Annotated in this window: 4 protein-coding genes; 1 reads left to right on the forward strand and 3 read right to left on the reverse strand. The window is 45.7% G+C overall.

Annotated elements, in window-relative coordinates:
* Nucleotides 1–32: 32 nt before the first annotated feature.
* The 3 genes from QUA07_RS24920 to QUA07_RS24930 form a co-directional block, all read right to left on the reverse strand.
* Nucleotides 33–5,387 (reverse strand): AAA family ATPase, encoded by a 5,355-nt coding sequence (locus tag QUA07_RS24920; RefSeq protein ID WP_333330524.1) that lies wholly within the window; start codon nt 5,385–5,387, stop codon nt 33–35.
* Between the two features lie 67 nt (nt 5,388–5,454).
* Nucleotides 5,455–6,369, reverse strand: coding sequence for an N-acetylmuramic acid 6-phosphate etherase (murQ, locus tag QUA07_RS24925; protein ID WP_333330527.1), 915 nt, complete (start codon nt 6,367–6,369; stop codon nt 5,455–5,457).
* 189 nt (nt 6,370–6,558) lie between these two features.
* Nucleotides 6,559–6,933: a DUF3110 domain-containing protein gene (locus tag QUA07_RS24930; RefSeq protein ID WP_333330530.1), complete on the reverse strand. Its 375-nt coding sequence runs from the start codon at nt 6,931–6,933 to the stop codon at nt 6,559–6,561.
* Nucleotides 6,934–7,391: 458 nt separating this feature from the next.
* Between QUA07_RS24930 and QUA07_RS24935 the strand changes: the two genes are divergently transcribed.
* Nucleotides 7,392–14,045: a translocation/assembly module TamB domain-containing protein gene (locus tag QUA07_RS24935; RefSeq protein WP_333330533.1), complete on the forward strand. Its 6,654-nt coding sequence runs from the start codon at nt 7,392–7,394 to the stop codon at nt 14,043–14,045.
* Nucleotides 14,046–14,154: the final 109 nt, after the last annotated feature.

The raw sequence follows: 14,154 nt of genomic DNA on the forward strand, positions 1-14,154 counted from the left end.
ATTAACCCTAAACGTAAACAACTTACCGATCGCTACTTCTGTTTAATCACGACTATGGTGATATCATCGTAAACCTTTTGCTTGCCAATATGTCGCCGCACATCTGCGATCGCAGCTTCTTTAATAGCTTCCGCCGATTCTTCCCTACACTCGCAGACAACTTCAATAAGTCGTTCTAAACCGTATTGTTCGCGATCCATATCAAACGCTTCTGTAATCCCATCGGTATAGAGAACCACAACATCTCCTGAATGCAACTCAATATCTGTCGAACTCACAAAATCAGCTATATCCGGTTCTAACGCAATTATAAATCCCAAATCCATTGTATCAATTTGCTCCACTTCGCCATCAGCGCGCACGATAATTACTTCCTCATGCTGTCCACTCAAACGCAGGATATTATCTTGATAATCCAGCAAAGCTAGCGTCATATTTTTCTCACAATTCATCCGAGTTGCGTTGTCAAAAAGCGTCCGATTCACAATATTTAAAAAAATCACAGGATCGGCTTCATTATTAGTTAATAAAGTACGGATAGCCGTTTGTGCCATAATCATTAACACGCCACTTTCTAAGCCGTGTCCCGTTACGTCACCAATGCCAATTTTGACGCTACCATTGTGTTGCAGCACGTCATAATAATCGCCTCCTACTTCATCGGCTGGTTCCATAAAACCAGCAATTTCTAACCCTTCAACTTGGCTGAGTTCCTGTTCCCTTGGCAACAGCATTTTCTGTAGGCGGCGCGTCACGTCTAGTTCTGCACTCATGCGAATATTATCTGCTTTCAGTCGTTCGTTGAGTACAGTAATTTCCTGATTGGCTTCCGCAAGGTGAGAGTTAGCTTCAGCTAATTGAGCCGTGCGTTCCTCTACTTTTTGTTCCAAAGTTTGATAAAGTAGTGCATTTTCCAGAGAAATAGCAGCTTGGGAAGAAATGATCTTCAAAACTTCTAACCTGTCTGTAGTAAAAGCACTTGTTGCTAGATTATTTTCTAAATATAGAATGCCGATTAATTTACCTTGATTGAGGATCGCATTGCACGAAATTGACTTGGGGCTATTTTCTAATACATAAGAATCTTTCGTAAATAATCCCTCATTAACAGCATCATTTAAAACCACATCTAACTGAGTTCTAGTCACATAGTTGACTACAGTTATTGGCAACAAATTACTATGGCTAATTGGCACAGATTGCAGGACGCTAACTTCATTGTTTGCAATTTCTAAAGCCGCTTCTATTTTTAATTCACCGCGATCGAACAATAAAAGAAAACCTTTTTGCGCGCCGGCATTTTCAATGGCAAGTTTAATCAGCTTTGATAGCAACTTTTCCAGGACAATTTCACCAGAAATGGCTTGAGCAGCCCTCATTACTGTGGCAAAATCTAATACCTGAGAACTGTTGCTGCCACTGGTAGTGCGGCTAGATAAAGTAGTTCTCGTTGTTGATTCAGAGGTTCTTGGCTGCAAGTACGGGTAAGCTTTCTCTAAATGTTGAAGCTTGTGTTTAGCGCCCCATAGTTGATAGCAATAATGAGCTTTTTTCATATAAATTTCACCAATATCTTCTCTTCCTAAAGCCAGATAAAATTCTGCGGCTCGTTCGTAAGAGATTGCTTCTTCCTGGGTGTATAATCCTTTTCTAGCTCCTTTAATAGCGCAGTCATAATCTGCCATCGCTTTAGAAATATCTCCTGTAACTCGCGCTTGTTCTGCTGCTACTAGATCGTATTTATGCTGAAAATTCATCGGGGCATTATCTGCCCATACTTTCATTTTTTCTTGATTCCTAACTACTTTTTCGAGGTACTGCTCTTTTTCTGCATTAGCGGCGACAGGATAAAGTGATAGGCGGTTTAAAGAGTCGTAAAAATAAAAAATTGGTACGGAAAAAATTCCCGTTAAACCATCTAAATAAGGTTCACCTTTGATCGCATTCTCTAAAGCTTGCGGGTAATCTTTAAATATATAGCATAGAATAAGTTGCATAATATAGACATAAGCAGTACCAGCGCGGTCGCCCATTTCTAAACATTCAGCAAGAAATGCTTCCTCGTTGCAAACTTCACCATCTAACCTACAGGGATTGTCACAGGGAGAAAGCAAGTTAAGCACCGCTTGCCAAGTCATGCGATTATATTTAATAGATGTTTTTTGCTTGATGTCTGCCATTGCTTTGTCATAGATAGCTATCTCCCTTTCTACAGATACTAATTCCATGCCACTCAAATATAAGTATTGACATCTAACATTAGCAGCTTCACCTGCAAAAGAAAAATCTCCCATGACAATCCCGCTTTGATATCCCGCTAAGAAAATATCAAAACATTCCCTGATGTGAGCTTTTACGTGAATGGTGAATCCTGCTACCAAATGAAATGTTTTAGCTTTAACTTCCACAAAATTTAACTGCTGTAATACACGCATAGCCAGTTGACCATATTGATAGGAACTCTCCATATCTTGGAACCCACCGTTTAAGATTACGCCTAAGCCAGCGTAGCCAAAAGGAGAGTTAGTTGTGTTGCCATACTTAATAGATAAATTTACCATTTCGCAGGCTATTAAGGGCAGCAGCGCCGGAGCAACTTGATAAGAAGGGGCGAAGAGAGATGATAATATCCGCATGGCTGCTTGCGGAGCAGGTTCTACCATCAAAGGTAGGTCAATTAAATCTTCTATTTTTCGTCCGCTTAAGGCAGCATTTGTAGTCGCCATTGCTTGCTGAATGTCGGATAAATTAGGAGCTTCTGGTAAATCAACTCCTAAAAGTTTCAGGACATCAATACCGAGTTTAACTAATTCTACTCGTCTTGATTGTGTCGTGAGTGCCGCAATTTGTGTTTCATAGATTCCGGCACTATCTAGGAGGGTTTTAGCTTGTTGCAAGGCCACCGCAGCTAAGTTTTCCATGCGGTCAAATTCGCCAACTAGCTGTGCAGCTTTTGCCGCTTCTGCATACAATTTTACTGTCAGATTATAGTCGGTTTGCCAACTTGCTTCGGCTAACAGTTCAATGCCAAAGGTTAAATATTTGAAAGCTGATTCGTAGGCGGCTGATGCTAAGGCTTTTTGACCTGCGATCGCATTTAACTCGGCTAGTTCATTTTTTTCTGATTGGTTATCAATTAATTGAGGATCGAAGTTGAGTTGATTGACGATATCAAAAATTTTTTCTTCTCTTTGAGAAAAAGGGGTATTTTGTAATAAACTTCGTCCTACTTGTTGGTGAACGAGGGATTTTTGCCGATCGGGAATTAAGGAATAAGCTGCTTGTTGAACTCGGTCGTGAATAAATTTGTATTCCACAATTAACTCTGCGTTTAAATCTAAAGGTGTCACCTCTAATTCTACTGACTTGTAGGTATCGCTCAGAGGTACAATTAGCCCTTCGACCGTGGCATTCCGCAAAGATAAGGCCACTTCTGTTAGGGAATTTTCAATGCTGTTAGCTAAAATCTTGAGGTCAAATTGGTTGCCAATGCAAGCAGCTACTTTCAAAACTTCTTGGGTTGCTTCCGGTAATTTTGTAATTTTTCCTGCCATCAATTCAACAACGTTATCGGTAAAACCTCGCTCTTTAATTTGTTCTAAGTTCCATTGCGAACTAACTTGTTGGATATTAAATGTCAATAATTTTTCAGCATACATAGACTTCAAAAATTCATTAACAAAAAAGGGATTTCCCTGGGTTTTGGCAATCACTAATTCAGTCAGGGGTAGGCTGCGCTCGCGCTCGCATTTAAGAGTATCAACAATTAATTGATTGATATGAACTTCTTTCAATGCCGAGATCCTGATAGAATTAACTGTCGTACCGCTTTTCCTAATTTCATCAATAGTTATCATTAATGGGTGACTCGGACTAACTTCATTATCCCGATAAGCTCCTAAAAAAAATAGATATTCGCTTTCTGCTGCTGTCATTAAAAGCTGCATAAGTTTTAGGGAAGCCCCATCAGCCCACTGCAAATCATCAATGAACATTACTAGGGGATGCTCTTTTTGAGCAAACACTCGGATGAATTTTTGAAAGACAAAATTGAAGCGATTTTGGGCTTCAGCAGGGGGCAAGGATACTACTTCAGGTTGCTTGCCTGCAATCAATTCTACTTCGGGAATAACTTCGACAATAATGCCGCCATTTTCCCCTAAAGCTGCGTTGATTTTTTCTCTCCACTGTTCCAGTTGAGATTCCGTTTCAGTTAATAGTTGCCGCACTAATTCCTGAAAGGCTTTGATCGGAGCCCAGTAGGGAATATTGCGCTGGTATTGATCGAATTTACCAGAAATAAAATAACCCTTTTGTCTAGTAATTGGTTTATAAATTTCTTGCACTAGAGATGACTTGCCGATACCGGAATAACCCGCTACGAGCATCATTTCCACCGCCCCTTTTCCTGAAGTCGCGACCTCAATATTTTCTCCGGCTACGCGCTCAAAAGCTGCTAGTAAGGTTTCAATTTCTCGTTCTCTGCCGTAGAGTTTTTGGGGAATTTGAAATTTATCTAAAATATCTTGACAAGCTAAAGGAAATTCTGATATCCTACTAAAAGATTGTAATTGCCTGAGACATTCTTCTAAATCGGCTTTAATTCCCCAAGCACTTTGGTATCTTTGCTCCGCAGTTTTGGCTAACAATTTCATTACGAGCTCTGAGACAAGTTTAGGTATTTCTGGATTAATTTGATGGGGTGGAGTTGGCTGTTTGGCAATGTGGTAGTGAACTAATTCTAGTGCATCTGTGCTCTCAAATGGCAGTTGATGGGTAAGGAGTTCGTAGAAGGTTGCACCGAGGGAATAAAAGTCTGTCCGGTAATCTAAACTGCGGTTCATTCTGCCAGTTTGTTCTGGTGACATATAGGCAAGAGTGCCTTCTAAGACATTGGGATTTTTCAGGGTGGTGCTTTCGCGGGTTAAAACTGTTGATAGACCAAAATCTATGATTTTGACTTGCCCCGTTTCTGGGTTAAGAACAATATTAGAGGGGTTGATGTCTTTATGAATAATATTGGTCGCATGGATTTCACCTAAAATAGCGGTGATATTGACTGCCATTTTCAAAAATTGAAGCAGGGAAAATTTATGTTCATTGATTAATATACTGAGTGACGATCCGCCAAAATCTTCTAAACTCATTACCCGGGTATTCTGATAATTTTCTAAACTGTAAACTTTGGCGACTCCATCAATATTTAAGCTGCGGTTGATTTCATATTCTTGTTTGTAACGAGTGAGTTGGGCTGGGGTGGGATAGTCAGCTTTGAGAACCTTAAGGATAACTGGTGTCTCACCCTCAAGCTGAATTCCCCGATAAACAAGGGAGTTAAAGCTTTCATGGATTTGGGCGGTGATTTTGTAGTTTGTTAGGGTAATCATAGGGGGAATGGGGAATGGGGAATGGGGAATAACCAATAACCAATAACCAATAACAACTGACTAATGACTACTGACGAATTGATGCTACAGCCGATCGCAAATTCCCTTGAAACTCGCCCAAAATTCGATCGCACTCTTCCTTCTCCAAATTAGTCCAGTGCATCATCAAAGCTAATTTAACCGACTTGCCGCTTTTTTCGAGCAAAAAACCCGCCTCATCCCGGTTTAAATCAGTCAAATCCTGCAACATCCGCACAGCCCGATCGCGCAATTTCTTATTAGTTACTGCCACATCAACCATCCGATTGCCGTAAACCTTCCCCAGCTTCACCATTACCCCAGTCGAAATGATATTTAAAGCCATTTTTGTGACTGTACCGGCTTTCAAGCGCGTCGAACCCGCCACTACCTCCGGGCCAACCAACAACCGAATATCAACATCAGCCTCAAAATTCACTTGTTCGACGGGTACGCAGGCCATAAACACAGTCTTCGCCCCCCGCTGGCGCGCCCCCTGCAAAGCGCCCGCGACAAACGGCGTCGTACCTCCAGCCGTAATCCCGACAACCACGTCTAAGTTGGTAATGTGACGGTGGGCGATCGCCTCAGCCCCATCCTCAGCCCGATCCTCCAAATCCTCCGAACTCCGCACCAGAGCCCCCGCACCCCCGGCAATTATGCCCTGTACGAGTTCTGGTGGCGTGCAGAAGGTGGGGGGACACTCGGCGGCATCGAGCACCCCCAAACGCCCGGAAGTACCCGCACCGACGTAAAACAGGCGACCTCCTTGACGTAGAGACTCGGCTGCAATGTCGATCGCTTGGGCTAACTGTTCGCGGGCACGGGCGATCGCGCTTAAGGTTTGGGCGTCTTCCCGGTTGAACAAGTCCACTAATTCGATCGAACTGAGTTGGTCTAAATTCTCGCTGTTGGCATTCACCTGTTCAGTCAGCAGATGGCCCCGTTCTTCCAAATTCTTCATTTTTTGTTAGTTGTTAATTGTCAGTTGTCGGCTAGTCCGTGGAGGGGGTAGGCACGGGGACACTACCCCTACAAAACGATGATTTCCCTGAGAATGAAACTGCCCTGCCTTCTTCCCTTTTCCGTCTTCACCTCGAATCTCAATATCAATCCGTTAAATCCCGTACACTACTCGTTGCCGAACTTCCTATTACAAAAGTCCTTCGAGTCGGCGGCGAATAGAATCCAGTTCGTTTTGGGAAACCTCAGAATCAGGTTCGGGTTCGGGATCGGACTCCGGCTGCCACTGAGTCTGTGTTACATTATCTTCTGGCGGAATAGCCAGCGCGCCCGCGGGCACAAGTTCCCAATCATAATCAACACTGTCACAGAACTCCTTAATTTCCTCCTCGTCGATCGCCTCGACAGTGGGCTCGGGGAAATCCTGAGCTTCCAACATCACGCCAAAGCGGGTGGCGTCGTCTTCTGACTCAAACATCAGAACTTTATTGCGATCGCCGAGTTGAATGGTATGAATTCCCTCATTCTCGGTGCGGGCATTGAAGAGTAAGACGAACACTCGCATAAGTTTTAAAGACCTTCTTAACCACCGTTTTTTTATCTTAGAAGCGATCGGGCAACCGATTTTAAATTTTATATTTTAGATTTTAGATTGACCACCGATCCTGCACCGGCGGGATCGAAAGGAGTTGGGGCATTTGGACTACTTGGTTTGATATTTTAGATTTTAGCTTGACCACCGATCCTGCACTGCGGGGGGAATCTAGAGGATTTCGAGGAGTTGGAGGACTTGGTTTTAGGTGGTGTTGCGTGTTTTGATTAAGTTCGGTAAAGGTTTCTGGAGTCTACTCTGGAGTGGGGGCGTGCCTTTTGCCTGCGATCGATCCGGGGATCGGCACTTCCGACCTCACTTTTGAGTCTACCAAAGGCAGAAGGCACCCTGGCGAATCACAGAGATTATACCTGTCTAAAATCGGCTGATTTCCTATAATTCCTGAATTCTCTGATTTTTGAGAAACACCCATGACTAACTCGGACGATAACAAAAATCAACTCGCACCCCGCCCCCACCGCCGCTGGTGGCGTCTGCTGCTGCTTAGCGGTACGGGATTAAGTATTCTCGCCTTGGTGGGGGCGGCGGTAGGATACCAGTGGGTGCGGGAAAAGTTAGCTCCTTTGGTGGAAACGGAAGTCAGTCAGTTGCTGAAGCGACCTGTGCAACTCGGACGTTTGGAGGGATTTTCTCTGACAGGTTTGCGGTTTGGCCGATCGACTTTACCTGCAACTCCTACCGATCCCGATTACGCTTCTACAGAAGCAGTGGAAGTGCAATTTTCAATCTGGCCACTGCTGTTCAACCGCACTCTCAAATTAGATATTACCTTAGTTAAACCCAACGCTTATATCGAACAGGAGGCTGAGGGCCGCTGGGTTAATATTCCAACTAGGGAGCAAAAATCTCCGGGTTTATTTAAAACTGAAGTTGAGGCAATTCGAGCTGAAAATGCCGCCGCAGTTTTGGTGCCGAATCCTGCTGTCGGGCAGAAAACTTCGGCTCCGATTTCTGTAAATTTGAAAAATGGCAGTGCTCTATTTCGCGATCAAAATCAGCGCGTTCTCTACGAACTAAACGGTCAGTTTACTAACAGCGATAATTTTATACTTAAAGCTGATTCTATTTTACCTGCCGCTCAAACTAACGTGCAGTTGCAAGGTCAAAATTTGCCTTTGCCCGACCTCGCTCGCTTGCTAAAACTTCCCGGCATTTATTTACAAAAAGGTCTGGCTAATGGCAATTTAACCGTGCAATTGCGAGATAATAAAGTATCGGGAATTACCGGAGTGGCTAGTTTTGGGGGAGTGCAAGCGAGTATTTCCCCCCTGAAACAAATCATACAAAATAGCAGCGGTCAGTTGCGGTTTCAGGGAACTAATGTGATTGTCGATAGTCTGGCGGCTAATTACGGTTTAATTCCGCTTAGAATAGCAGGAACAGTTGCCACTGGAACCAATTTTAATTTGGAGAACGCTAGCTTCAATCTGACAACGAACGTGCAACCAGTCGCTTTGGCAAGTGTTGTCAGTGCGGTGGAGACAGAGTTAGGGAAGAAAGTAGTATTACCCGTGGCTGTGGCGGGGGAAGTGAAGGCGGATGCCAAGCTGACTGGAACAGTTGCAATGCCGGTGCTGACAGGTACGATCGCCTCGACAAAACCTACTACGGTCGATCGACTGCAATTAAACAATATTAGCACTAATTTCAAATTGGAACGCGGGAGAATGGCTCAAACCCCAACTCCCAATTCTCAATCTTCTATTCCCCCGTTTTCCTCTTTAGCTTTGACTGTGAGCGATATTTTGGTAGTGCCGGCGGCGGGTGGTAAAATTGGCGGCAAAGGTGAAGTCGATCTAGCTTTATCAAAGGAGAATTCGCGATCGGGTTTAGTGTTTGACTTGCAAGCTGAAAATGTACCCGGAGACGCGATCGCCCAAATTTACGATCTCCCAATTCCTGCTAGTGTTAATATTGGCACGGTGTCCGCAAAAGCTCAAATTTTCGGCCCGTTAGACAACATTCAAGCGAGAGTTCAATGGCAAGCACCGCAAGGAACTTTCCCTGCAGCGGGCGAAATTCGAGCCGGAGGAAATTCGGCGGATTTGCAAAATACGGTTGTGAAAATTGGCGACGCTTCTGTGAACGTGGATGCTGCGTTAAAAGACCGTCAGTGGCAAGCTTTGATCGAGGGCAATGGTGTGGATCTCAACAGTTTGCAGCAAGTCCTGCCCGACCTTAATTTGCCTCCTGAACTAGCAGGTTTGTTCAGCGGAACCGCCGAAGCTGCGGGAACTCTGGACAATTTGAGTTTAAATGCGATCGCTGCGACGGGCAAAGGAACGCTGAATATTGCTGACAGTATTGTTGATGTTAATGGCGAACTAGAATCGGGTAACTGGCAAGTTATTGGCAACACTGATAAAGTAGCTGTTAATCAATTAATTGATATTGGATTGCCGTTTTTAACAGGGGAAACGACCGCAAATGTAGACAATTTAAAATCCAAAATCCAAAATCTAAAATCGATTGGCGGGCAGCTAGCAGGTGAATTTCGAGTGGGGGGCAATGTTGATAATTTGACTGCTAGCGGAATCAATGTTAGTGGCAACGGTAGGCTCAATTTTGCCGACAGCAATGTGAATTTAAACGGAGAATTGGTAGCGGGAAACTGGCAAGTAACAGCACAAACAGATCGCACTTCCATCGACCGCTTAGTAGATTTGACACTGCCGATTTTAGATGTGGCTTCAGCATTTAGTCCCGAAAATCAGCAATCTGCCAATCTCAACAATCTAAAATCCAAAATCCAAAATCTAAAATCGATTGACGGACTGCTATCGAGTCAATTTACAGCATCGGGAAGTCTTGACAATTTGACGGCTAGCAGCATCAATGCCAGCGGCAACGGCAGACTCAATCTTGCCGGCAGTGATGTTAATTTAAAAGGAGAATTGGTAGCCGGAAACTGGCAGGGAACCGCAGAAACCGATCGCACTTCCATCAAACGCTTAGGAGATTTAGGATTGCCCCTGTTAGATGTTGGCTTAGCTTTCGCTGCTGACAATCCCCAAACAGTCGCCAATATCAACAATCTAAAATCCCAAATCCAAAATCTCCAATCGCTTGACGGACAAATATCCAATCAAATTCAAGCCAGCGGTAGTCTTGATAATTCAACCGCCGCCGACATAGGCGTCAGCAGCAGCGGGAAACTCAATATAGGGGACGGTACTCTTGCTTTTAGAGGTAAATTAGAAGACAGACGCTGGCAAGCTTTCGCCGATGCCGATCGAGTTATTCTCAGTCGCTTAGAACAAACTGTTCGCAATCTCCAACTGTTTCCACTAACGGCGACTTTGCCTAAAGGATTTGACGGCAGAGTTAACGGCGAATTCCAAGCAGCGGGTAGTTTGGATAACTTGACAGCGAAGGGAATTAATGCTAGCGGAGAAGGAGTGATTGTGGTCGATCGACTCGGGGCGATCGATACTACGGCCAAATTAGAAAACGGCAACTTGCAAGCATTGCTAGAAACCAACGGAATTGCCGTCAGTAATTTAGAACAAACCCTCAAACAAACAGGTTTGCTGACAGCGGATTTACCGCCAGAAATAAACGGAACCCTCAACGGCCAAGTCCGCATTTTGGGAACAGTAGATAATCTAACCGCCAACAACATCACCGCCAACGGCGACGGACAAATTCGACTCGCCAACGGCGGAGGAATTGTCAATGCTAAAGGCAGCGCAGAATCCGGGAATTGGCGCGCGTCTATTGAGGGCGAGCAAATTGCTCTAAGTCGCTTCCAGCAAGCCTTTGAAGCCCAGCGCCAAAGCTTGCAAACCGGAGGTGTAGTCTCCAGTACCCAAAATCTCCCCCAGCTTGCAGGACTGTTTAACGGCAATATCAATTTATCCGGCCCGATTGCCGGTTCCCCACAAACAGTTCGCGCCGGCGGCAGTTTCCGCATCTCGGAATTGCCGTTTTTGAAACAACCTTTCGAGGCAGTATTTAATTGGGACGGCAAACGAGTGGAAATTGAGAACGCCACAACTCCCGGTTTGACAGCAAACGGCTTTGTTAACGTCGAACTCGAAGGTAAAGGAGGGCCCTCAATTTCCAACTTAGATTTGGATGTCAGACTCGCCAACTTTAATCTGGCAGCCTTACCAGCAGAACAACTAGGATTTTTGTCTACAATTGCGGACAAAAATTCCTCACAGCAAAACCAGCCCCTGCGCGGCAATGTCGATTTTACCGGCAGCCTCACCGGAACCCTCGCCGCCCTCAGCTTAGTTGGCGACGTGGAAGTGCGGGATTTAGCAGTAAATCAAATCGCTTTTGACCCGGTACTGGCGGGGAGTGTGAATGCGGATGCTGGGAAAAGTGTAGATTTGCGTTTGGCCGGCGCCAGCGACAAAATCGAAGTAGCTTTAAATCAATCTTTTTTGCCGACATCTTTCTTAATTCAACGCGGGGAATCCGTGGCTAGGGGCCAAACCCAGGGAGAAACTTTGCGAGTTAATTTAAGCGATTTTCCCCTCGCTGCTTTGAATCTATCACCTGGGAAAGAGGCAGGTTTGGGGCCGATAACTGGTACGGTTTCGGGACAAGTAAATGTCCCCGGTTGGAAGATGCCGTTAAATCCGGCGACTTTGCAAGCAAGCGGACAAATTGCGATCGCCCAACCGGCGATCGGCTACATTAAAGGTGACAGTTTCCAAGCCGAATTCAGCTACGCTAACGGCAGCGCCACTCTCACAAATGGCATATTCCGCCAAGGCAGCGGTCAATACTTAATTTCCGGTAATGTTCAAACAGGCAAAAACCCGCAATTTGCCGGGAAAGTTAACGTCCAGCAAGGCAATTTGCAGCAGGTTTTAACCGCTTTGCAATATTTCAATTTAGGCGACTTGGCGAGAGGCTTAAAACCTCCTGTTTACGGTGACAGTGGCGACGTGCAAACTGTAGCAGTCGGAGAACCAGAAGCCCCGCTAATCGAACAGTTGCGCCGTTTGGCAGAAATTGAAATACTTTTGCAGCAGCAGCAAGCAGTGGAAACATCAGAAAAATTGCCTCCCTTATCCCAATTGCAAGGCACTTTTGGCGCGGAAATTGCTGTCGCCGGTTCTTTGCAAACGGGTGTGGAAGCTCAATTTAATGTGAAAGGTGATAACTGGCAGTGGGGAGAATATGTCGCTGAAACGTTCAGCCTTGAAGGCAGTTTTCAGGACGGGATCTTAACTGTTTTGCCTTTGGAAATTAGATCGGGCAAAAGTGCGATCGGCTTTTCGGGACAACTGGGGCAAAAAGCTCAATCCGGGCAGTTGCGGGTAGAAAATGTGCCTGTGGAAGAGTTGGCAAAACTGGTGGAATTGCCTTTGGTTGATGTCACGGGAAATTTGAATTTGCGGGCGAATTTGGCCGGCAGTTTGGAAAACCCGCAAGCCACCGGAGAATTGAGTTTGCTTGAGGGTACGCTAAACGGAGAACCGATTAAACAAGCCGACGGCAGTTTCAGTTACAGCAATGCCCGCCTGAATTTTGGCGGCAGCGCTTTGGTAACTCAAACCGAACCGATTGAAGTCGCCGGAAGTTTGCCTTTTGAGTTGCCGTTTGCAGCCGTGAAAGCTGACAGCAATCAAATCGATTTGAGGGCGAATTTGCAAAATGAAGGTTTGGCAATTATTAATGTATTGACTCCGCAAGTTGCGTGGGTCAGCGGCAAGGGACAGGTGCAAATTCGCGTGGGAGGAACGCTGCAAGACCCTGTAGCGCAAGGAATTGCGAATTTTGAAAATGCAACCGTCCGCGCGCAAGCCTTCCCAGAACCGCTGACAGGGCTAACTGGGACGGTGCGCTTTGAGGGCGATCGTATTCGGGTAGAGGGAATTCGGGGACAGTTGAGTCAGGGACAAGTTGTGGCCCAGGGTGTAATTCCGCTGTCTGTGCCCTTCGCGGAGGGCGATGTCGATGCGGATAATCCCCTGGCTGTGAATCTCGACAAGTTGGCAGTGAACCTGAGAGGATTGTACAGCGGCGGCGTTGTTGGTCAAGTGCAGGCAAGGGGCACGGCTAGGCGCCCGCAGTTGAGCGGTAATATTGAACTGTATGACGGTGAAGTATTTCTCCGGAGTCCCGGCGGCACAACTCAGTTAGCTTCTTCCTCTTCTGCTTCTGATTCTGATTCTCCTTCCGCTGCGACTGAGGTTTCTGCTTCCCCTGCGACTGATGTTTCTCCTTCCCCTGCGACTCCGACTTCCCCTTCCTTTGAAGTTGGATTGAACGATTTGCGGCTGAATTTGGGCCGGGGAATTCGGGTAACGAGTGCGCCGATATTAAGTTTTCAGGCGACTGGGGGCTTGACGGTGAATGGAACTTTAGATGACCTTCGCCCGGAGGGTACGATTCGGTTGACTTCCGGGTCGGTGAATTTGTTTACGACGCAGTTTAGACTCGATCGAGGATACCCCCAGACTGCGACCTTTGTACCAACACAAGGACTCGATCCGACCCTGGATGTGAGATTAGCAACTTCGGTGCAGGAAGTAACGCGGTTCCGCATTCCCGGCACATCTGTAGCTTCTGAAATAGCAGACGAACCCACAACTTTCGGCAATGTGCGGAGTGTCCGAGTTCAAGCGTTAGTGCAGGGAAGGGCTTCTCAGTTGGGGGAAAATCTGGAGTTGAGGAGTTCTCCGAGTCGATCGGAAATAGAGATTGTAGCGCTGTTAGGCGGCAGTTTCGTGGAGACTTTGGGACAGGGAGACAGTACACTGGCGATCGCAAATTTAGCCGGTGCAGGTTTATTGAACAACCTTCAATCTGCGGTTACAAACGCCACAGGATTGAGCGAATTTCGCTTATTTCCCACTCGGATTAGAGGCAACGAAGCACAAACTGCTAGTTCCAGTTCAGGTGCGGGTTCTCTCGGTTTAGGTTTAGAAGTTGGGTTTGACATCACACGCAATATTTCAGCATCAATCATTCGAGTTTTGTCAGCAAATCAACCGACAGAATTTACTGTGCGTTATCGATTGAGCGATAAACTTTTACTCAGGAGTTCCAGTAATTTTCAAGGAGACAACCGCGTCACTGCTGAATATGAATTGAGGTTTTAGTCAGTTGGCAGTTGACAGTTGACAGTTGGCTGTTGGCTGTTGTCATCAGCCAAAAGTTAACAGTCATCAATTCCTAATTTCCAATTCCCCTTTATTGAATAATTTGCTA

Source organism: Microcoleus sp. T3_A4, from assembly GCF_036700465.1.
In the GTDB taxonomy this organism is placed as follows: domain Bacteria; phylum Cyanobacteriota; class Cyanobacteriia; order Cyanobacteriales; family Microcoleaceae; genus Microcoleus.